At 61.0% G+C, this 22,798-nt stretch carries 13 protein-coding genes and 3 tRNA genes; 11 read left to right on the plus strand and 5 right to left on the minus strand.

The genetic code is table 11. The features are described 5' to 3' along the window. The first annotated feature begins 19 nt into the window (after positions 1-19). From clpP to GM658_RS19010, 8 genes are all read left to right on the plus strand, one after another. Positions 20-637 carry an ATP-dependent Clp endopeptidase proteolytic subunit ClpP gene (gene clpP, locus GM658_RS18975; RefSeq protein ID WP_055927915.1) on the plus strand — a complete coding sequence of 206 codons (618 nt, stop codon included), beginning with the start codon at positions 20-22 and terminating at the stop codon, positions 635-637. 134 nt (positions 638-771) lie between these two features. Further along, positions 772-2,040, plus strand: a complete 1,269-nt coding sequence (gene clpX, locus GM658_RS18980; protein WP_155455620.1) for an ATP-dependent Clp protease ATP-binding subunit ClpX — start codon at positions 772-774, stop codon at positions 2,038-2,040. Positions 2,041-2,276: 236 nt separating this feature from the next. Beyond that, entirely contained in the window at positions 2,277-4,685 is a 2,409-nt protein-coding gene (gene lon / locus GM658_RS18985) for an endopeptidase La (RefSeq protein WP_155455621.1), read from the plus strand. A 259-nt stretch (positions 4,686-4,944) separates the two neighbouring features. Beyond that, positions 4,945-5,217 carry a non-specific DNA-binding protein Hbs gene (gene hbs, locus GM658_RS18990; RefSeq protein ID WP_055927923.1) on the plus strand — a complete coding sequence of 91 codons (273 nt, stop codon included), beginning with the start codon at positions 4,945-4,947 and terminating at the stop codon, positions 5,215-5,217. 41 nt (positions 5,218-5,258) lie between these two features. After that, positions 5,259-5,334, plus strand: a tRNA-Val gene (locus GM658_RS18995). Positions 5,335-5,372: 38 nt separating this feature from the next. Further along, positions 5,373-5,449 (plus strand) — tRNA-Asp (locus GM658_RS19000). A gap of 21 nt (positions 5,450-5,470) precedes the next feature. Beyond that, positions 5,471-5,547: transfer RNA gene (locus tag GM658_RS19005), tRNA-Asp, on the plus strand. Positions 5,548-5,672: 125 nt separating this feature from the next. Then, positions 5,673-7,577 carry a SurA N-terminal domain-containing protein gene (locus GM658_RS19010; RefSeq protein ID WP_155455622.1) on the plus strand — a complete coding sequence of 635 codons (1,905 nt, stop codon included), beginning with the start codon at positions 5,673-5,675 and terminating at the stop codon, positions 7,575-7,577. Between the two features lie 158 nt (positions 7,578-7,735). Here the strand turns inward: GM658_RS19010 and mnmH are convergent, their stop codons facing one another. Continuing rightward, positions 7,736-8,791: a tRNA 2-selenouridine(34) synthase MnmH gene (gene mnmH, locus GM658_RS19015; RefSeq protein ID WP_155455623.1), complete on the minus strand. Its 1,056-nt coding sequence runs from the start codon at positions 8,789-8,791 to the stop codon at positions 7,736-7,738. After that, positions 8,788-9,417: an arylesterase gene (locus GM658_RS19020; RefSeq protein ID WP_155455651.1), complete on the minus strand. Its 630-nt coding sequence runs from the start codon at positions 9,415-9,417 to the stop codon at positions 8,788-8,790. Before GM658_RS19020 ends, mnmH begins: the two co-directional genes overlap by 4 nt. A 4-nt stretch (positions 9,418-9,421) precedes the next feature. Between GM658_RS19020 and GM658_RS19025 the strand changes: the two genes are divergently transcribed. Next, on the plus strand, positions 9,422-10,120 hold the full coding sequence (locus GM658_RS19025) for an ABC transporter ATP-binding protein (protein WP_229416975.1): 699 nt from the start codon (positions 9,422-9,424) through the stop codon (positions 10,118-10,120). Here the strand turns inward: GM658_RS19025 and GM658_RS19030 are convergent. Next, positions 10,117-11,640 carry an NAD(P)H-hydrate dehydratase gene (locus tag GM658_RS19030; RefSeq protein WP_155455625.1) on the minus strand — a complete coding sequence of 508 codons (1,524 nt, stop codon included), beginning with the start codon at positions 11,638-11,640 and terminating at the stop codon, positions 10,117-10,119. The two genes, GM658_RS19025 and GM658_RS19030, sit on opposite strands and share 4 nt — an antisense overlap. A gap of 54 nt (positions 11,641-11,694) precedes the next feature. Here GM658_RS19030 and GM658_RS19035 point away from each other — a divergent pair, with 54 nt between their 5' ends. Beyond that, on the plus strand, positions 11,695-15,294 hold the full coding sequence (locus tag GM658_RS19035; RefSeq protein WP_155455626.1) for a hydantoinase B/oxoprolinase family protein: 3,600 nt from the start codon (positions 11,695-11,697) through the stop codon (positions 15,292-15,294). On the opposite strand, the gene GM658_RS19040 is transcribed toward GM658_RS19035, so the two are convergent. Next, entirely contained in the window at positions 15,291-16,928 is a 1,638-nt protein-coding gene (locus tag GM658_RS19040; protein ID WP_155455627.1) for a tetratricopeptide repeat protein, read from the minus strand. The two genes, GM658_RS19035 and GM658_RS19040, sit on opposite strands and share 4 nt — an antisense overlap. A gap of 12 nt (positions 16,929-16,940) precedes the next feature. Continuing rightward, a complete protein-coding gene (locus GM658_RS19045; RefSeq protein WP_155455628.1) occupies positions 16,941-18,551 on the minus strand; it encodes a tetratricopeptide repeat protein in 1,611 nt (536 codons plus the stop codon). Positions 18,552-18,748: 197 nt separating this feature from the next. Here GM658_RS19045 and purL point away from each other — a divergent pair, with 197 nt between their 5' ends. After that, positions 18,749-22,792, plus strand: coding sequence for a phosphoribosylformylglycinamidine synthase (gene purL, locus GM658_RS19050; protein WP_155455629.1), 4,044 nt, complete (start codon positions 18,749-18,751; stop codon positions 22,790-22,792). Positions 22,793-22,798: the final 6 nt, after the last annotated feature.

Genomic DNA, 22,798 nt, shown 5'->3' on the forward strand with positions numbered 1-22,798 from the left:
TGTTTTCAAAGGAATTGGAATGAATCGTAATCCCGCACTCGATACGGAAATGCTCGGCCTGGTGCCGATGGTGATCGAACAAAGCGGCCGCGGTGAGCGCTCGTACGATATCTACTCGCGCCTGCTGAAGGAACGCGTGATCTTCATGGTCGGTCCGGTCAATGACCAGATGGCCAACCTGATCGTGGCACAGCTGCTGTTCCTGGAAAGCGAAAACCCGGACAAGGACATCTCGCTGTACATCAATTCCCCAGGCGGCTCCGTTTCCGCGGGCCTGGCGATTTTCGACACCATGCAGTTCATCAAGCCTGATGTGTCGACCCTTTGCACCGGCATGGCCGCCTCCATGGGCGCCTTCCTGCTGGCAGCCGGCGCCAAGGGCAAGCGTTTCTCGCTGCCGAACAGCCGCATCATGATCCACCAGCCGTCCGGCGGCTCGCAGGGCATGGCGTCGGACATCGAAATCCAGGCCAAAGAGATCCTCTACCTGCGCCACCGCCTGAACAGCATCATGGCGGAACGCACCGGTCAGTCGATCGAGCAAATTGCCAAGGATACCGACCGCGACCGCTTCATGTCTTCGGACGAGGCAGCGGAATATGGCCTGATCGACAAAGTGTTGACCAGCCGCGCATAAGCGTCCATGCAAGTCGACGCCCGGACGCTACAACGTTCGGGCGTTTTGCATTTATTTCGGGTAGCATGTGGTTGTGCGCAGGATTTCTTGCTTGTGCGCACGGCAAATTTGCACCAAAACTAAAGATTAGTCCCATGTCAGAGAAAAAATCTTCCAGCGGTGAAAAACTGCTTTACTGCTCGTTCTGCGGCAAAAGCCAGCACGAGGTGAAGAAGCTGATTGCCGGCCCGTCCGTCTTCATTTGCGACGAGTGCATTGACCTGTGCAATGACATCATCCGTGACGAGACCTCCAGCATCGAATCTGTCACGGGAGCAAAGTCGGACCTGCCAACCCCACAGGAAATCACCGACCTGCTGAACCAGTACGTGATCGGCCAACAGACTGCCAAGCGCATCCTGTCGGTGGCCGTGTACAACCATTACAAGCGCCTGAAGCACCTGGGCAAGAAGGATGACGTCGAACTGGCCAAGTCCAACATCCTGCTGGTCGGCCCTACCGGCTCCGGCAAGACCCTGCTGGCCCAGACCCTGGCGCGCATGCTGAACGTGCCGTTCGTGATCGCCGACGCGACCACCCTGACCGAAGCCGGTTATGTGGGTGAAGACGTTGAGAACATCATCCAGAAGCTGTTGCAGAGCTGCAACTATGATGTTGAGAAGGCGCAGCGCGGCATCGTGTATATCGACGAAATCGATAAGATTTCCCGCAAGTCCGACAATCCATCGATCACCCGCGACGTATCGGGCGAAGGCGTGCAGCAGGCGCTGCTGAAGCTGATCGAGGGCACCATGGCTTCCGTGCCTCCGCAAGGCGGCCGCAAGCATCCGAACCAGGACTTCGTGCAGATCGACACCACGAACATCATGTTCATCTGCGGTGGCGCCTTTGACGGCCTGGCCAAGATCATCTCCAACCGTTCCGAAAAGTCCGGTATCGGCTTCTCGGCCGAAGTGAAGAGCAAGGAACAGCGCTCGAACAGCGACCTGATGATGGACGCCGAGCCGGAAGACCTGATCAAGTTCGGCCTGATCCCTGAACTGGTGGGCCGTTTGCCGGTCGTGGCCACCCTGGCTGAGCTGACGGAAGAAGCCCTGATCGAAATCCTGGTCGAGCCAAAGAATGCGCTGGTCAAACAGTACTCGAAACTGCTGGAAATGGAAGGCGCCGAACTGGAAATCCGTCCAGCCGCCTTGCACGCCATCGCCCGCAAGGCATTGGCCCGCAAGACCGGTGCACGCGGCCTGCGTTCTATTCTGGAACACGCGTTGCTGGATATTATGTTCGACCTGCCAAACCAACAGAACGTCACCAAAGTCGTAATTGATGAAAATACGATCACCAGTGGCGCAAAACCCCTCCTGATTTATCAGGAAACCCCTAAAGCAGCAGGGGAAAACTAAATAGGGTTTTGAATCCCTGGAGCAAGGCGTTACAATCGGTCTTAATAACCAAAACGCCGGCTTCAGTCGAAAAGCCACTCGCGATTAGTCGTCGCGCGTGGCTTTTTTTGTTCTTGAAACGGCATTAAGTTAGAGTGCAACCGCATTTTCTCAAAGCAAATATAATTGCAGCATAGGGCTTGTGAATTGGCCGCTGGGGCTTATATCAGATCCAAGCTTTTAAAATAAGGTACGCCATGACAACTACCAAATTAACTGAGCAAACTCAACTGCCTCTGTTGCCACTGCGTGATGTCGTTGTCTTCCCGCACATGGTAATTCCGTTGTTCGTTGGCCGACCAAAGTCCATCAAGGCGCTCGAAGCTGCCATGGAGCAGGGTAAGAGCATCATGCTGGCAGCGCAAAAAGCGGCTGCCAAGGACGAACCTTCGCCTTCGGATATCTACGAAATCGGTTGCGTGGCCAACATCCTGCAGATGTTGAAGCTGCCTGACGGCACCGTGAAAGTGCTGGTCGAGGGCGCACAGCGTGCGCGCATCAAGAAGATTACCGATGCGCCAACCCATTTCATCGCCGACCTGATGCCGCTGGAATCGGAGCAGGGCGACGAATCGGAGATCGAGGCGATGCGCCGCGCGATCGTCCAGCAGTTCGACCAGTACGTCAAACTGAACAAGAAAATCCCGCCTGAGATCCTGGCTTCGCTGTCGGGCATCGACGATGCCGGCCGCCTGGCCGACACCGTGGCTGCCCACCTGCCGCTCAAGCTCGAGCAGAAGCAGGTGATCCTGGAGATCATCGAAGTCTCGAAGCGCCTGGAGCACCTGCTCGGCCAGCTGGAAGGCGAGCTCGATATCCTGCAGGTGGAAAAGCGCATCCGTGGCCGCGTCAAGCGCCAGATGGAGAAATCGCAGCGCGAGTACTACCTGAACGAACAGGTCAAAGCCATCCAGAAGGAACTGGGCGAGGGCGAAGAGGGCGCCGATATCGACGAACTCGAGAAGAAAGTCGCCGCCGCCAAGATGCCGAAGGAAGCGCTGGAAAAGGCACAGGCCGAGCTGAAGAAGCTGAAGCTGATGTCGCCGATGTCGGCCGAAGCGACTGTGGTGCGCAACTATATCGACACCCTGGTGTCGCTGCCATGGAAGAAAAAATCCAAGGTCAACAACGACCTGGCCAACGCCGAGAAAGTGCTCGACCACGACCACTACGGCCTGGAAAAGATCAAGGAACGTATCGTCGAGTACCTGGCGGTCCAGCAGCGCGTGGACAAGCTGAAGGCGCCGATCCTGTGCTTCGTGGGTCCTCCAGGTGTTGGTAAGACCTCGTTGGGCCAGTCGATCGCCAAGGCGACCAACCGCAAATACGTGCGTATGGCGCTGGGCGGTGTGCGCGATGAAGCCGAGATCCGCGGCCACCGCCGTACCTATATCGGCTCCATGCCGGGCAAGGTGCTGCAGTCGCTGTCGAAAGTCGGCGTGCGCAACCCGTTGTTCCTGCTGGACGAAATTGACAAGATGGGCGCGGACTTCCGCGGCGATCCATCGTCGGCCCTGCTGGAGGTGTTGGATCCTGAGCAGAACCACACTTTCTCGGACCACTACATCGAAGTCGACTTCGACTTGTCCGACGTGATGTTCGTTGCGACCTCAAACTCGTACAACATCCCGCCGGCACTGCTGGACCGCATGGAAGTGATCCGCCTGTCCGGCTACACGGAAGACGAGAAGACCAACATCTCCTTGCGCTACCTGTTGCCGAAGCAGGTGAAGAACAATGGCCTGAAGGAAGAGGAGATCTCCGTCAGCGAAGCAGCGGTGCGCGACATCATCCGCTACTACACCCGTGAAGCGGGCGTGCGTTCGCTGGAGCGTGAAATCTCCAAGATCTGCCGCAAGGTCGTGAAGATGCTGCTACTGAAGAAGTCGGACAAGAAGGTCAGCGTTACGCCGAAAAACCTGGACAAGTTCCTGGGTGTGCGCCGCTACGATTTTGGCGTCGCCGAGAAGACCAACCAGGTTGGCCAGGTCGTTGGCCTGGCATGGACCGAAGTAGGTGGCGACCTGCTGACTATCGAATCGGTCAGCATGCCCGGCAAGGGCAACGTCATCCGCACCGGTACGCTGGGCGATGTGATGAAGGAATCGATCGAAGCTGCCCGCACCGTGGTACGCAGCCGCGCCTCGCGCCTGGGCATCAAGAGCGAGGCCTTTGAGAAGAAGGACATTCACATCCACGTGCCGGAAGGCGCAACGCCGAAAGACGGTCCATCGGCAGGTATTGCGATGACCACGGCGATGGTGTCGACCTTCACCGGCATTCCGGTCCGTGCGGACGTGGCGATGACCGGCGAGATCACGCTGCGCGGCGAGGTGCTGCCGATCGGCGGTCTGAAGGAAAAGCTGCTGGCAGCGCATCGCGGCGGCATCAAGACCGTGCTGATTCCAGAGCAGAACGTGAAGGACCTGGCTGAGATTCCGGACAATGTGAAGAACAAGCTGGAAATCGTGCCGGTGCGCTGGATCGATAAAGTCCTGGAAGTAGCTTTGGAACGCCAGCCGGAGCCAATCACCGAGCCTGTGGCTCCGGTGGAAGTGCCGGCGGTGGCAGCAGCGGCTGACGGTACCGAAGTAGTCAAACACTAAACCCGGCAATGCGGGGGCAGACCCAAGGGGCTGACCCGACCGATCGAAGCCGGGGAAAGTGGAGCTGACTGAGTCTGACCCTTGGGTCAGACCCAGGTTTACAGGGTTAAAAGGGCGCCAGAAATGGCGCCCTTTTATTTTTACCCTTGACATAAAGCAACCCGCCCCTGTCTAATACGGCCTCAAGATTTTTGTGCAACTCAAAACGCTGCATCAAAAAACGGTATAAACGATATAAACCTTTGTGACGGGGACTGTAATGAACAAGACCGAACTGATCGACCACATCGCGACTTCCGCTGACATCTCCAAGGCCGCTGCTGCACGCGCCCTGGACGCAGTGATCGATGGCGTAACCACCACCCTGGCCAAGAACGACAGCGTCACCCTGGTTGGCTTTGGCACCTTCTCCGTAAGCGAACGCGCTGCCCGCACCGGCCGCAACCCACGCACCAAAGAAGAGATCAAAATCGACGCAGCAAAAGTTCCAAAATTTAAAGCTGGTAAAGCTTTGAAAGACGCTGTACAATAATGGCCTTCGGTAAGCAGTGATGCTTACCGGGCAGTTTAAGCGGGCGCTTAGCTCAGTTGGTAGAGCGGATCCCTTACAAGGATTAGGTCGGGAGTTCGAGCCTCTCAGCGCCCACCAAAGCTTAAACACAATGTAGTACCTGTGTTGTGAATGCTGGAGCGGTAGTTCAGTTGGTTAGAATACCGGCCTGTCACGCCGGGGGTCGCGGGTTCGAGCCCCGTCCGCTCCGCCAGCAAACGCACACACACTACCTGGAGCGGTAGTTCAGTTGGTTAGAATACCGGCCTGTCACGCCGGGGGTCGCGGGTTCGAGCCCCGTCCGCTCCGCCAGAATCCCGAAAAAGCCCCACAAGTCCTCAAGACGGTGGGGCTTTTTCATTTGCTATTGGAGCAACTGCCCTGTAAAATCGCGCGAGCAGTTTTAAAGCCTCCACTCTAGGAAAACAATAGCTGACATGTTTGATTTCGTACGTACGCATCAAAAGCTGATGCAGATTATCCTGGCGCTCCTGATTGTGCCGTCCTTTGTGCTGGTCGGTGTCAGCGGCGTGAAGCTGTTCGGCGAAGACGCGAATACCATTGCCAAGGTCGCCGGCCATCCGCTTACGCAGCAGGAATGGGAAAACGCCCAGCGAAACCAGCTGGACCGTATGCGCCAGCAAATGGGCAAGCAGTTCGACCAGAAGCTGTTCGATACTCCTGAATTCAAACAGGGCATCCTGGACCAGCTGATCGCCCAGCGCGCGATCAATGCGGAGATCCGTAATTCGCACCTGACTGTCAGCGACGCGAAGATCCAGCAAACCGTTCTGGCCCAACTGCCGATGCTGGTCAAGGCCGATGGCACCTTCGACACCAATCAATACGTACAGATCCTGGCAAACCAGGGCATGAACGTGAGCATGCACCAGGATCAGCTGCGCAATGAACTGACTCTGGAGCAGGTATCCAGCGGCATTGAACTGAGCGGCTTCGTCCCACGTACCGTCTCCAAAGCCGTTTCCGATTTCGGTTCGCAAGAGCGCGAAGTGCAGGAACTGGCGCTGCCAGTGTCGAAGTTCCTGCCGGACGTGAAGGTCACCGACGAAATGGTTAAGGCTTTCTACGACAAGAACGCCAAGCTGTTCGAGATTCCTGAATCCGCCAAGATCGAATACGTTGTGCTGAACGCTGACGCGATCGCTGCCCAAGTGACCGTGACTGACCAGGAAGTCGCTGACTACTACAAGGCTAATACTGGTCGTTTCACCGAGCCTGAAAGCCGCCGTGCTTCGCACATTCTGATCTTGGGCGACAAAGATAAAGCTGCCGCTAAAGTAAAGGCTGAAGCCATTCTGGCTGAGGTGCGCAAGAACCCGGCTGACTTTGCGAAGATCGCAAAGGCCAAGTCTGAAGATCCAGGCTCCGCCGACAAGGGCGGTGACCTCGGCATCCTGCAGAAGGACGCCTTCGTCAAGCCAGTGGAAGAGGCAATCCTGAAATTGAAGCAAGGCGAGATCAGCGGCCTGGTGGAGTCTGACTACGGCTACCACATCATCACCGTGACCGAACTCAAGCCGACTCACGTGAAGCCGCTGGACGAAGTGAAGGGCGACATCGCGGCCGAAATCAAGAAGGCGAAAGCCGGCAAGCTGTACACGGATATGTCCAGCGACTTCACCGACACTGTGTACTCGCAGTATGAGAGCCTGAAGCCAGCCGCCGACAAGCTGAAGCTGAAGATCGAAACGGTGGAGGGCATCGGCCGCCAGCCTAACCCGATCCTGGGAGCCGCACCATTCAACAATCCTAAGTTCCTGGCCGCCCTGTTCACCGATGACACGCTGAAGAACAAGCGCAACACCGAGGCAGTGGAAGTCGCGCCGCAAACCCTGATCGCGGGCCGCATCGTTGAATTCAAGCCGGCTTCGAAAAAGCCGCTGGCTGAAGTGGAATCTGCGATCAAGCAGCGCGTCGCTGTGGAAGAAGCGGTGAAGGCCGCGACCAAGGCCGGTGAAGAAAAGCTGGCTGCCGCCAAGAAGACCGGCGACGCCACCGGCTTCGGCGAAGTGAAAACCATTTCGCGCGCCAAAGCCGACGGTATCAACCCGGCTGCTGTTGCCGCTGTGATGAAGGCTGATGTATCGAAGCTGCCTGCTTACGTTGGCGTAGAGATTCCAGGCCAAGGCTACGGCGTCTACCGCATCGGCAAGGTTGGTCAGCCAGCCGCGCAAGATAAGGACCGCCGCGAGCAGGAAGCGCAGCGTATCAACCAGATCGTCGCGCAGCAAGAAATGACCAGCTACGTCGAAGCGCTGAAGCAGAAAGCCAAAGTAAAGATCCTGCGTCCAGTCGCAACGATCAAGAAGCAGGCCGAGTAATATCCGGATCGCGCAAAAAAAGCCGGTGTCCGTTAGCGCGGACACCGGCTTTTTTTCGTCAATGGCGGCAGCGCAGGCGGGTCAGACCCAGGGGTCAGACCCGCCTGTGCCGCCACTATCGGCAAGTTCGGCCTTCCAGCGGCGGCGAGTTTGCCTGGTCAAGCGCCGTGCAGTTTGCGTGCCGCCGCGACAAAGGATTCAGGCGAAATATCGGGCAGCGCCACCTCCACGGCTTTGTCAAACTGCACGAAATTCCGGTGAATCGATTTAAGATAAGCCGGATCATAATGATCCACCAGTAGTTCATCCACCAGCGCCGGCATTTCCCCCGCAGTCGCCATCGCCTGCCAGCGCTCGATCCTCTCGCGTCCATGCAGCTGCACCAGGAATTCCAGCTGCGAATTCAAGGCTGGGGCATTGCAGGCAAAGTGCTGGTAATCCTCAATCAGCAGCTTGACGCGATCCTCGCGCGATACCTGCATGGAAATGCATGGCGAAGCGCGCATGCGCTCCATCAGAGAGCCGGGCACACGCAGGCTGCCGACCTTGCGGCTCTCAGACTCCACGAACACCGGCAAATTCGGATCAAAGCGGCGCAGCCGGTCCCAGATCGAAGTCTCGAATGCCTTCTGCGATGGCTGCGGCTGGCAGGGAATATTCCCGAGCACCGAGCCGCGATGCGCAGCCAGCTGCTCGAGGTCGAGCACTTGGGCGCCAACTGCCTCCAACGTGTCGAGCAAGCGAGTCTTGCCGCTGCCGGTGGTGCCGCAGATTACGCGGAAATCCAGCTGCGGTTCCAATTCCAACTGTGAGTTGATCGCAGTGCGGAAGGCCTTGTATCCGCCATCAAGCTGCACCACTGGCCAGCCGATCTTGGCCAGCACGGTCGCCATCGAACCGCTGCGGTTGCCGCCGCGCCAGCAGTAAACCAGCGGCTTCCAGTCTTTCGGCTTATCCAGCCAAAGCGTCTCGATGTGGTAACCGATATTCTTCGACACCATGGCTGCGCCAACTTTTTTCGCCTCGAAGGAGCCGACCTGCTTGTACATGGTGCCGACCGTGATGCGCTGTTCGTCATCCAGCACCGGGCAGTTGATTGCGTTCGGCAGGTGGTCGAGTGCATATTCCGACGGGCTGCGCGCGTCGATGATGGTGTCGAAATCATCCAGGCGGGAGAGGACGTCTTCGATAGGCAGGATTTGTGGGTACTTCATTTTGTTTTCAGTATTGGCTGGAGATAGGGCCAGATATTGCCCAGGATGATAGGGTGTGCCTGCGCCAGCGGATGCAGGCGGTCGGGCTGGAACAGTTCGGGTTTCTGCGCAACGCCATCGAGCATGAAGGGCGCCAGCGGCACTTTCACTTCTTTGCTTAAGGCGCCATACATGGCGAAGAATTTATCCGCATAGTCGCGGCCATAGTTGGGCGGCATACGCATCCCCACCAGCAGCACGCGGGCGCCGGCCTTGCGCGAAACGTCGACCATGCCGCGCAGGTTGGCCTCGGCAGCGGCGACGGGCAAGCCGCGCAAGCCATCGTTGGCGCCGAGCTCGATGATCACCACATCCGGCCTGTGCTTGCTCAGCAGGGCGGGCAGGCGAGTCCGCCCGCCGCTGGTCGTTTCGCCGCTCACGCTGGCGTTGACGACGCTGGCATCAATTTTCTGCTCCCTCAAGCGCTGGTCGAGCAGGGCTACCCAGCCGCTGCCACGGGAAATGCCATATTCCGCCGACAGGCTGTCGCCCACCACGAGGACTGTGTTTGATGCAGAATAGGCGTTCGTGGCGGCGCTGAACAACAGAAGCAGCACCGCAAAGCAGCGGACTATATTTTTGAACATGACCATGCGTGATATTCCTCAATCTTCCAGGCAGCTGGCGCAGGCGGCGATTACTGTTTCGGGCCTGGGTAAGCGGGTGGCCGACGCCAGCGGCGAATTGACCATCCTGCATGGGGTGGATTTTACCGTGCAAAAGGCCGAGACGCTTGCCATTGTAGGGGCTTCCGGTTCCGGCAAATCGACTTTGCTCGGTCTCCTGGCGGGCCTGGATACGCCAAGCGAAGGCAAAGTGGTGCTGGATGGTGTTGATATCTTCGCCCTGGATGAGGATGGGCGTGCCGCACTGCGCAAGGAAAAACTGGGCTTTGTATTCCAGTCCTTCCAGCTGCTGCCGCATTTGACGGCGGTGGAAAATGTCATGCTGCCGCTGGAGCTGGCTGGCGACGGCGCCGCACGCGAGAAGGCCGAGGCCATGCTGGGTCGCGTTGGCCTGTCCAGCCGATTGAAGCATTACCCTAAATTCCTCTCCGGCGGGGAGCAGCAGCGTGTAGCGCTGGCACGTGCGTTCGTGACGCAGCCGCCGTTGCTGCTGGCCGACGAACCCACCGGCAGCCTTGACGCCGCCACAGGCGAATCGGTGATCCAGCTGATGTTCGAATTGAACCGCGAGCACGGCTCCACCCTGGTGCTCGTTACGCACGACACGCATATCGCGGCACGCTGCGGCCGCGTCATCACCATCGCAGCGGGCCGCCTCGTTTAACTGCCGTGCTGCGCCGCCAGGCGGTTCACCGCTGCGCGGATGGCCGGAATCAGCTCACTCGCCGTGATGCCGATTGGACCCGCGCCTTCGCTGACCAGCACATCGGCTGCCATCCCGTGCAGCCAGGCGCCTGCCAATGCAGCTTCCCATTCCGGCCAGCCCTGCGCGAGCAAGGCGCCGCACAGACCTGAAAGCACATCGCCCGCGCCCGCCGTTGCAAGGGCCGGATTTCCCGTGTTGTTGATGACGATGGTTCCGTCGCGTGCGGCGATGACAGTTCCCGACCCTTTCAGCACAACGGTTGCCGCCAGCTTGCTCGCCAAGCGCCGTGCAGCGGCAGGGCGGTCTGCCTGGACCTGGTCCGCGCTCATGCCCAGCAGCCGTGCCGCTTCCAGCGGATGCGGCGTCAGGATGCAGGGAGCGCTGCGCTGCGCCAACTGGGTCTGCAAGGGCCCGGAGCCAGCCACCAGGTTGAGTGCGTCGGCATCGAGGACGACCGGGCTGTGGCTGTGCAGGGCGCTGGCCAGCATTTCCGCGCCGGACGCTGAGCCGCCCATGCCGGGGCCAATCACCAGGATGGCGCTGTTGAAATCGTACTCCTGGGCGCTGCGGCACATCAGCTCTGGTTGCGCCGCATCGAAGGCCGGCGGATCGCCGACAAAGCAGGCATAAACCCGTCCGGCGCCCGCGTTAAGGGCCGTGCGTGCAGCGAGGATCGGCGCCCCTGCCATCCCCCGCGCGCCGCCCACCACGGCCACGCTGCCGTTGCTGCCCTTGTGCGAACTATGCCGCCGCCGGCGTGCACAGTGCGCGAACAGGGCCACGTCGTTCAGTTTCGCCCGCGCCGGCGGGAACAGGTCGCGGTCGATGTCCAGACTGCTGGGGATGACCAGGCCGGCGTGGTCGCGGCCTTCGGCCGTGTGGAGGCCGGGCTTGTCGCCGATGAAGGTGACCGTATGCGTCGCGCGCAGTGCAGTGCCAGCGTCGCCGCCTACGATGGCGCCAGTGTCGGCATCGAGCCCGCTTGGCACGTCGAGGGCGATGACCTGGCAGCGCAGCTGGTTGACGGTCGCCACCAGCACTGCGAATTCGCCGGTGATGGCGCGCGCAAGGCCGATGCCGAACAAGCCGTCGACCACCAGGGTCCAGTCCGTACCCTGCATTGCCGCCTGCCCATCGGCTGCGCTGGCAAGGGTCATAAGACGGGCAGGGGAGTTGACGGCCCGGTGCAGTGCGGCGTCGCGCTCAGCGGCAGGGGCGGAGGTTGGCGGAAAGTGCAGGATGGTCACCTGCGCCCCCGCGTGCGCCAGATGGGCCGCAGTTTCGAGGGCGTCGCCGCCATTATTTCCGGGTCCCGCCAGGACCAGAACGCGTGCCCGGCTGGTGGTGAACGGCAGCAGGTCGAGCGCTTCGTTCGCGCCGGCCTGGCCAGCACGCTGCATGAGCGCTCCCTCGGGCAATCGCTGCGCTGCGGCGTGCTCGATGGTGCGGATTTCTGCAACCGTGAAGAGGGGCGTCATGCAGCGCATTCTAGCACTACAATAACTGCTTCACGAACAGAGCGAGGCAGCGCAATGGATTGGCAATTCTGGATCGACCGTGGCGGCACTTTCACCGACATCGTGGCGCGCCGGCCTGACGGCAGCCTGACCACCCACAAGCTGCTGTCCGAAAGCCCTGGGCAATACCGCGACGCCGCGGTGGCGGGAATCCGGCACCTGCTCGGCGTGGCCAGCGCTGGCCCGATTCCTGTTGAGAGGGTCGATGCCGTGAAAATGGGCACCACGGTCGCCACCAATGCCCTGCTCGAACGCAAAGGCGAGCCGACGGTGCTTGCCATCACGCGCGGCTTTCGCGATGCACTGCGCATCGCTTACCAGAATCGTCCCCGCCTGTTTGACCGGCATATCGTGCTGCCTGAACTGCTCTACCAGCGAGTGGTCGAAATAGACGAGCGCATAGGCGCCCACGGAGAGGTCGTCCAGGCACTGGACGCCGCAGCGGCACGCGCCGGACTGCAAGCAGAATACGACAGAGGCCTGCGGTCACTCGCCATCGTGCTGATGCACGGCTACCGCTATACCGCCCACGAAGCCGAGCTGGCCCGGATCGCGCGCGAAATCGGCTACACCCAGATTTCAGTGTCACACCAGGTCAGCCCCATGATGAAACTGGTGGCGCGCGGCGATACGACGGTGGTAGACGCCTACTTGTCGCCGATCCTGCGCCGCTATGTCGACCAGGTGGCTGCCGAGCTGCCAGGGGTGAACCTGCAATTCATGCAGTCCAGCGGCGGCCTGACGGACGCGCGCACCTTCCAGGGCAAGGACTCCATCCTGAGTGGTCCGGCGGGCGGCATTGTCGGCATGGTGCGCGCCAGCCGCGCGGCGGGCTTTGAAAAAATTATCGGCTTCGACATGGGCGGCACATCGACTGATGTCTCGCATTTTTCGGGTGAGTTCGAACGCGTGTTTGAGACCCAGGTTGCGGGCGTACGCATGCGGGCGCCGATGATGAGCATTCACACGGTAGCTGCCGGCGGCGGCTCGGTCCTGCACTTCGATGGCAGCCGTTTCCGGGTAGGCCCGGATAGCGCGGGTGCGGACCCAGGTCCGGCCAGCTACCGGCGTGGCGGCCCGCTGGCAGTCACCGACTGCAACGTCATGCTGGGCAAAATCCAGCCGGAATTCTTCCCGAAACTGTTCGGCAGAGATGGCGCGCAGGCGCTCGACTCGGCGACGGTGCAGCAGCAATTCAGCGCCATGGCGGCAGAAATCGAGGCCGCCACCGGTGCCCCATCCTCTCCCGAGCAAGTGGCGGAAGGATTTATCGAAATCGCGGTCGGCAATATGGCCAACGCGATCAAGCAGATTTCCGTGCAGCGCGGACACGATGTGACCGAATACGCCTTGACCAGTTTTGGCGGCGCCGGTGGCCAGCACGCCTGCCTGGTGGCCGACGCGCTGGGCATGAAAACTGTCTTCATCCATTCATTGGCGGGCGTACTGTCCGCATATGGCATGGGCCTGGCCGACCAGACTGCAATGCGCGAAAGCGCGGTTGAAGTCCGCCTGGCGCCGGAAGCCGTTCCAGCGCTGGAAGCGCGGCTGCAGGAACTGGGCCGGGCTGCGGTGGCCGAGCTCCATGCGCAGGCCGTGGCAGGCGAACGTATCAGCGTGGTGAGACGTGTGCACCTGCGCTACGAAGGCACCGATTCAGCGCTGATCGTCCTGTTCGACAGCATCGAGCAAATGGAAGCGCAATTCGAGGCAGCGTATCGCAAGCGTTTCTCCTTCCTCATGCCGGCCAAGGCATTGATCGTGGAAGCGGTCTCGGTGGAAGCAATCGGCAAGTCCGATGCTCCACCAGAAGCCCCGCCGCAACAGGCGCCGCGTCATGCGCCGTTGGCGCCGACGCAGACTGTGCGCATGTTCAGCGCCGGCCAATGGCATGATACGGGCTTGTTCAAGCGTGACGCCACCCGCATTGGCGATATCATCAATGGCCCGGCCATCATCGCCGAAGCCAATGCCACGACAATTGTCGAACCTGGCTGGCAAGCTGAAGTCACGCCGCAAGACCACCTAGTGCTGACGCGTGTGGAAGCTTTACCGGCGCGCCGCGCCATCGGCACGACGGCCGATCCGGTGATGCTCGAGATCTTCAACAACCTGTTCATGTCGATCGCCGAGCAAATGGGCCTGCGCCTGCAGAATACCGCCTACTCGGTCAACATCAAGGAACGCCTTGATTTCAGCTGCGCCATCTTCGACGCGGAGGGCAACCTGATCGCCAACGCGCCGCATATGCCGGTGCATCTTGGTTCCATGGGAGAGAGCATCAAGACGGTGATGCGCGAAAATGCGGGCAAGATGCATCCCGGCGACGTCTATATGCTGAACGACCCGTATAACGGCGGTACCCACCTGCCGGACGTCACCGTCATCACGCCGGTCTTCGACGAGGCCGGCCGCGATATTCTTTTCTATGTCGGCTCCCGGGGCCACCACGCCGATATCGGAGGCAGTACGCCTGGCTCGATGCCGCCGGATTCCCGCACGATCGAGGAAGAGGGCGTGCTGATCAACAATTTCAAGCTGGTTGACGGCGCCGCCGGCGGCCAATTGCGCGACGCCGAGGCGCGCGCGTTACTGGGAAGCGCGCGCTACCCCGCCCGCAATCCAGACCAGAACATGGCCGATTTCCGCGCCCAGGTGGCGGCCAACCAGAAAGGCGTGGAAGAACTGCGCAAGATGGTGGCGCATTTCGGCCTCGATGTCGTGCGTGCGTATATGGGACATGTGCAGGACAATGCCGAAGAGGCAGTGCGCCGCGTGATCAGCGCGCTGCGCAACGGCAGTTACGAGCTCAAACTCGATAACGGCGCCGTGATCAACGTTGCGGTACGCGTCAATGCCGCCGAACGCAGTGCGGAAATCGACTTCAGCGGCACGTCCGGCCAACTGGATAACAATTTCAACGCGCCCTCCGCCGTCTGCATGGCGGCCGTGCTTTATGTGTTCCGCACCTTGGTCAATGACGACATTCCGCTCAACGCCGGCTGCCTGAAACCGCTGCACGTGATCATTCCACAGGGTTCGATGCTCAACCCGCACTATCCCGCATCGGTTGTATCGGGCAATGTGGAAACGTCGACCTGTATCACCAACGCCCTGTATGGCGCTCTGGGTGTGCAAGGCGCGTCGCAAGGCACGATGAACAACTTCACCTTTGGTAACGCCAAATACCAGTACTACGAGACGATCAGCGGCGGGTCAGGCGCCGGCGACGGCTTCAATGGAACGGACGTGGTGCAGACCAATATGACCAACTCGCGCCTGACCGATCCGGAGATCCTGGAATTCCGCTTCCCCGTGCGGCTGGAGAGCTACGAAATCCGCCAGGGTTCAGGCGGCGCCGGGCGGTGGCACGGCGGTAATGGCGGCGTACGCAAGGTACGCTTCCTGGAGCCGATGACGGCCGCCATCCTGTCCAATAATCGTGTTCATGCGCCGTTCGGCATGGCCGGCGGTGAGGCCGGCGCGCTGGGGCGCAACACGGTGCTGCGTGCGGATGGCACCATTGAACACCTGGGCCACATCGGCAAGACCGACATGCAGCCCGGCGATGTGTTCGTGATCGAGACGCCGGGCGGGGGCGGCTTTGGCGCTTAAGCGGTCGTCGAAATACCGTACTTGCGCTGGGTGCCCGAATACTGTTTGAGCAGGGCTTCCAGCGCCGGGCTGCCGGCATCCAGGCTGCGGATGCGGTCGATCAGCGCGGCCGCCTGGTCGCCAAGCGGCGCCTCCCAGCCCAGTTCGTCGAGTTGCCGGAGGATGGCCTGGACGGCCGGATAAAGCACTTTCAGATTGCCCGGCGTGCGGCGCAGGGCCTGGTGCAGCGTAGCGACGGCGGCGCGATGGTCTCCCTGTCGCGCCATGGCTTCGGCCTCGGTCACCAGTTCCTGCATCACGCCATCAATCTTCTCGCCGACGCCGCGAGCGAGGTCGTGGCGGCCGGCCTTCTCGAACACGCTGACGGCTTCGTCCATCGTGATCGGCTTTTCGTTGTCGTTCATCATATGCATGACGACATCGGCGGCATCCTTGTCCAGGCGATGCTTCAGGCAGGAGTTCACCAGCCCGATGCGCAGGCGGTTCGACAGGCCGCGCGCCATGCCGACCGCGGTCACCGCATTCGATAGTTCGGACGCAGCTTCGGTCGCATGGCCAGTCACGTCCAGCAGCATGGCGGAGGAAATGTGCTTGCAGACTTCGGTGTTGGCGCTGGAGCGCAGCGTACGCTCCATGTCGCGGATCACGCCGGAAGCCTGGCTGACATCGCCCTTGCGCACCAGCGCACGCACCAGGTTCACATGGTCCTCGGGATCGCGGAACTCGGAATAGCGCGCCTTGGTCACCACCTGCCGGAAGGCCTTCTCGGCGGCTGAAATGTCGCCGGTTCCATAGGCTACCTCGCCAAGGTGGCGCAGCCGTCCCACCATATTGGGCGAGATCGCTACCGCATCTTCGAGAATCTTCTTGGCCTGCTGCGATTGTCCCAGCGCCTCGTAAGACCGGGCCAGCAGGTCGTAAGCGCCCATCATATTGGGATTGTTTTCCAGCAGGCGCTCAAGGTTGGACATGGCGTCGCCATAGCGTTCCAGGCCGAACTGGCAGCGCGCCAGGCCCAGTTGCGCCCAGCCCAGCGGACGGGCGACGATCATCGCCTGGTAAATCATTTCCGCCTCCGCCAATTCACCCAGCTCGTAATGGAGTTCGGCGCGCAGGCGCGCAAAGTCCGTGGCGTAGCGTGGGTTGCTGCGTTCCGCCTCCAGGGCCGCCGCGATGGCCTCGCGCGGCTGGCCCTGGGCAATCAACTGGTAAGCCGGCATGAATGCCGTGCGGCGCTCGACGGCGCGGCCAATGCGCTGCATCAGTGCGTCGACTGTGAAAGGCTTCAGCACATAGTCGGTCGGCGTCAGTTCGGCGGCGCCGATCACCTTGGTCTGCACCGCCTCCGAAGTCAGCATGATGAAGATGGTGGAGCGGTCGATCAGTTTGTTGTGGCGCAGGTCTTCCAGCAGTTGCTGGCCATCCTGGCCGCTGTCTTCGTTGCCGCTGCCAAGGTCGTATTCGCACAGGATCACGTCGAAACGTTTATTGGTCAGCTGGCGGATCGCCGTCCCCGAGCTGACGGCATACTCGATCCGCGTGATCGAAGCCTGGTTCAGCATATTGTGCAGGTTGCCCCGCATGGCCGGATTGGGGTCGATGATCAGGACCGACAGTTCACTATACGATTGCATTGACTTCGTCTCTTATTGTTTGCCCCGCAGGGTCACATATTGTGATGATAGCGCAGCCAGCATCGGATGTTGAGGGTCCGCCTTGCGGATACGCACCAGCAAAGCTGTGCATTGCTCGCCCAGGGCTGATTCCCAGCCGCTGTCGATCATCAGGCGCAGCATGGCGGAGGCGAGGGCGGAGATCAGCCCGGCGTTTTCGGGGCGCCGCCGCACAGCCGCCTGCAGCACCTGGATGGCGCCGCGCTGGTCGCCCTGGCCGCTGCGGGCCGCTGCTTGGCGAACCAGGCTATCGAGGTAGCGCTCCACGCTGGCCCCCTCGTTTTGGGCCAGTTCCCCCCGGCCGGCACGCTTATAGACTTGCGTGAGGTCGGATTCGCTGACCCCGCTGCCCGGGTCGCCTGCCAGGCCATCCAGCAATTCCATGCCTAGCTCATCCATGCCGTGCTGCAGGCAATTTTGCGCCAGCCCCAGTTTAAAGCCGCTGGAAAGTGCCTTGGCCTCGCCTGCCGCCCGCACTGCATTGGCCAGTTCCGTGTGTGCCGCCTCCATATTGCCGTTCAGTTCCTGCAGCATGGCCGCGGAATAAGCTTTGCAGGCGTCGCTGGCCGGGCTGCTGCGCACGGAACGCTCCAGGTCGCGCAAGACATTGGCTACACCGGCCGCATCACCTTTCTGGACCAGGGTCCGCACCAGGTTCACGTGGTCTTCCGGATCGCGGAATTCGGAGTATTTGGACTTGGCGACCACCTGCCTGAAGCTTTTTTCCGCCGCTTCGATATCGCCGCCGTCAAGCGCCACCTGGCCCAAATGGCGCAGGCGGCGAACCATATGCGGCGAGATCGCGACTGCTGATTCCAGCGCAGCGCGCGCCTCTGCATCCTGTCCCAGCGCCTGCTGGGTTTGCGCCATCAGATCATAGGCAGCCATGAACTTCGGGTTGTCGTCGACCAGGGCCCGGAGTGTTTCCAACGCTTGCACGTAAGCGCCCCGCTGGTATTGGCAGCGCGCCAGGCCAAGCTGGGCCCAGCCGAGGGGGCGGATAGCCAGGATTTCGCGGTAGAGGGATTCCGCCTGCGTCACTTCGCCCAGCGCCGTGTGCGCCTCTGCGCGCAGGCGGGCACATTCAGTGGCATAACGGGGATTGGCGGCGCCTGCGATTTCACTGGCCAGGATTGCTTCGCGCATGCGCCCCTGTTCCATCGCCCGGTGCACGGGCAGCAACGCGGTACGGCGGTCGACGGCGCGTGCGATGCGCTGCGCCAGCACTTCGACCGTGAAGGGCTTGAGAATGTAGTCGGTCGGGGTCAGTTCCGCCGCACTGACAACCTTGCTGTATACGCCCTCCGTGGTCAACATGATGAAGATAGTGGAGGGCAAAACCAGCTGATGGTGGCGCAGATCGTCAAGGAGCTGCTGGCCATCCTGCCCCTGTTCAGTACCCAGGTCGTATTCGCACAGTACAAGGTCGAACGCCTTCTTTTCGAGGTGGCGGATGGCAGTGGCTGCGCTGACGCCGTGCTCGATGCGGGTGATTCCCAATTGGCCCAGCATATTGTGCAGGCCGCTGCGCATATGCTGGCTGGGATCGATTATCAGGACCGAAAGGCCGCTATATTCGTGCATTTCCCGAGAATACCCCATGGACGGACAAAAAACAGGCGCAAAGGCCATGAATGTTGCTTTCAAACCAATCACGTAAGGGTGGGAAGTGGTGCCCGAAACAAGTATAATGTCGGCAAATCGAAATACAGCAGGACCATTCAGCTCGTGCACAGTATTCCTTTAAACCGCAGCTACGCTGCATTCTTCACGCCTCCACTATGTTGATTCTGCCGGGTTCCAACGCCCTGTCTTCCTTCCGTAGCCAACGCCTCCTCAACCAGCTTCAAGCAGTTCTGCCGTCGATCACGTCGGTCCAAGCCCGCTTTATCCACTTTGTCGACTCTGCATCACCCCTGTCCGAAGACGACCTGAACCACATGAATGGCCTGCTGACCTACGGCGAGCCAGCCCTGCCGGAACACGCTGACGGCGTGGTGGAAGAGTTTGTCGTCATTCCTCGTTTCGGCACCATTTCGCCGTGGGCTTCCAAAGCCACCGATATCGTGCACAACTGCGGCATGGCGCATATTCACCGCGTGGAGCGCGGCGTTGCCTACCGTATCAACCTGAAGGGCGGCATCCTGGGCACCGGCCTGGGCGCGGCCAAGAAGCTGGACAGCGAGCAGGCGCAAGCCGTCGCGGCGCTGCTGCACGACCGTATGACTGAATCCGTGCTGCGCCATCCGGACCAGGCTGCAGGCCTGTTCTCGAGCCTGGAAGCCAAGCCGCTCGAATCGATCGACGTGATGGGCGCTGGCCGCAATGCGCTGGAAAAGGCGAATACCGACTTGGGCCTGGCGATGTCGGACGACGAGATCGACTACCTGCTGGAAGCGTTCACCAACGCCAAGCGCAACCCGACCGACGTCGAATTGATGATGTTCGCGCAGGCGAACTCCGAGCACTGCCGCCACAAGATTTTCAACGCCGATTGGACCATCGACGGCGTGGCGCAGGACAAGTCGCTGTTCAAGATGATCAAGAACACCCACGAGAAGAACCCGCGCGGCACCATCGTGGCCTACTCGGACAACTCGTCGATCATCGAAGGCGCCGAAGTCACCCGCTTCTATCCGCGCGAGGGCCAGGAATACGCGCCGTCCACCGAGCTGGTGCACACACTGATGAAGGTGGAAACCCACAACCACCCAACGGCGATCTCCCCATTCCCAGGCGCCTCGACCGGCGCCGGCGGTGAAATTCGCGACGAGGGCGCAACTGGCCGCGGCTCCAAGCCAAAAGCAGGCCTGACCGGCTTCACGGTCTCCAACCTGATGATTCCTGGCGCCGTCCAGGCCTGGGAAAACGCCGCAGACGTCACCGCGCCGGTCGGCAAGCGCGACGAAAGCAAAGTTTACGGTAAGCCTGAACGTATCGCTTCGCCGCTGCAGATCATGATTGAAGGCCCGCTGGGCGGCGCCGCGTTCTCGAACGAATTCGGCCGTCCGGTGCTGGGCGGTTACTTCCGAACCTACGAGCAGAACATCGGCCAGCAATTCGCCGGCGGCAAGGATACCGTGATGGGCTACCACAAGCCGATCATGATTGCGGGCGGTATCGGCAATATCTCTGGCGCGCACACCCACAAGAACGACATTCCGGTCGGCAGCCTGCTGATCCAGCTGGGCGGTCCGGGCATGCGGATTGGCATGGGCGGCTCGGCCGCTTCCTCCATGGCCACCGGCACCAATACTGCCGACCTGGACTTTGATTCGGTCCAGCGCGGCAACCCGGAAATGGAGCGTCGTGCCCAGGAAGTCATCAACGGCTGCTGGCAGCTGGCGGACAAGAACCCGATCATCTCGATCCACGACGTGGGCGCGGGCGGCCTGTCCAACGCTTTCCCGGAAATCACCAACGACGCCAAGCGCGGCGCGATTTTCGACCTGCGCAAGGTGCCGCTGGAAGAGTCCGGCATGGCGCCGAAGGAAATCTGGTCCAATGAATCGCAGGAGCGTTACGTCCTGGCGATTGCGCCGAGCGACCTGGCCGTGTTCCAGGCCCTGTGCGAACGCGAGCGCTGCCCATTCGCTGTTGTCGGCGTAGCAACGGAAGAGCGCCAGCTGAAGGTAATCGACCAGGAAATGGGCAACAACCCGGTCGACATGCCAATGGAAGTCCTGCTGGGCAAGCCGCCAAAGATGCACCGCGACGTCAAGCATGTGCAGAACGAGCTGCCGGCAATCGACCTGACCGGTATCCAGCTGGAAGAGGCTGCCAAGCGCGTACTGCTGCTGCCGACCGTGGCTGACAAGAGTTTCCTGATCACCATCGGCGACCGTACCGTGGGCGGCATGTCCGTGCGCGACCAGATGGTTGGCCCATGGCAGGTGCCGGTGGCGGACTGTGCCGTCACCACCCTGAGCTACGACGCCTATGTGGGCGAGGCGATGGCGATGGGCGAGCGCACCCCGCTGGCGGTGATTGACGCGCCTGCTTCCGGCCGCATGGCCGTCGGCGAAACCGTGACCAACCTGGCTGCTGCACCAATCAATGATATTTCCAACATCAAGCTGTCGGCCAACTGGATGGCAGCTTGCGGCCAGCCAGGCCAGGATGCAGCGCTGTTCGACACCGTGAAGGCGGTCGGCATGGAACTGTGCCCGGCACTGGGCCTGTCTATCCCTGTCGGCAAGGATTCGCTGTCGATGCGCACCACCTGGAAGGATGAGGGCGCGGATAAGGCGGTGATTTCGCCGGTTTCGCTGATCGTGTCTGGCTTCTCTCCGGTGTACGACGTTCGCAAGTCGCTGACCCCGCAGATCCGTACCGATCTGGGCGAAACTTCGCTGATCGTCATCGATCTGGGACGCGGCAAGAACCGTATGGGCGCCTCCACCCTGGCCCAGGTCATGGGCCAGCTGGGCAATGTGGCGCCTGACGTGGATTCGCCTGAAGACCTGAAAGCCTTCTTCAACGCCATCCAGCAGCTGAACAAGGAAGGCAAGATCCTGGCTTACCATGATCGTTCGGATGGCGGCCTGTACACCACCCTGGTGGAGATGGCCTTCGCCGGCCGCGCCGGCCTGTCCGTCAACCTCGACATGCTGACCCTGGGCGAAGAAGGCGCCATGGACCATGGCGATGCCAAGAACTGGGCCGGCCAGGTGGCGGAGCGCCGCAATGAGCTGACCCTGTCCGCACTGTTCAACGAAGAGCTGGGCGCCGTGATCCAGGTTCGCGCTGAAGAGAAGTCGGCCGTCATGGATGTGCTGCGCACCTTCAACCTGGGTGCATGCAGTCACATCATCGGCAAGCTGAACGACCGCGGCGTGATCGAGTTCACCCGGGACGCCAAAATCATCTACTCGCAGCAGCGCGCCGAACTGCACCGCCTGTGGAGCGAGACCAGCTGGCGCATCTCCCGTGTGCGCGAGAATCCAGCGACCGCAGATGCTGAATACGACCGCTTGCTGGACGAAACCGATCCAGGCATGCAGCCGAAGATCACCTTTGACCTGGCGGAAAACATCGCTGCGCCATTCCTGGCAACCGGTGTGCGCCCACGCGTGGCGATCCTGCGCGAGCAGGGTGTCAACTCCCATGTCGAAACAGCGTGGGCGATGCACCGTGCCGGCTTTACCGCCGTCGACGTGCACATGAGCGACCTGATTTCGCGCCGCGTTTCGCTGGCCGACTTCCAGGGCATTATCGCCGTGGGCGGCTTCTCCTACGGCGACGTGCTGGGTGCAGGCGAAGGTTGGGCCAAGTCGATCCTGTTCAATCCTGAAATGGCTGAACAGTTCGCCAAGTTCTTCCAGCGTAGCGACACCTTCGGCCTGGGTATTTGCAATGGCTGCCAGATGATGTCGAACCTGAAATCCCTGATTCCTGGGGCGCACGCATGGCCGAAGTTCACCACCAACAAGTCTGAGAAGTTCGAAGCACGCTTCTCGATGGTGGAAGTGCTGGATTCGCCTTCGATCTTCCTGCAAGGCATGGCCGGCACCCAGACCCCGATTGCGATTGCGCACGGCGAAGGTTTTGCCGATTTCAGCCAGACCGGCGATATCGACCAGGCAATTGGCGCGCTGCGCTTCATCGACAACAAGGGCAGCGCAACCGAAGCCTATCCTTACAATCCGAACGGTTCTCCGCGCGGCTTGACCTCGGTGACCACGCCTGACGGCCGCTTCACCGTGATGATGCCGCACCCTGAACGTGTTTCCCGCACAGTCCAGAACTCCTGGCATCCGGACGGATGGGGCGAGGACTCGCCTTGGGCGCGCATGTGGGGCAACGCCCGCAAGTTCATTGGCTAAGCGCTT

Origin of the sequence: Massilia eburnea (assembly GCF_009720745.1) — a bacterium.
Classification (GTDB): domain Bacteria; phylum Pseudomonadota; class Gammaproteobacteria; order Burkholderiales; family Burkholderiaceae_D; genus Rugamonas; species Rugamonas eburnea.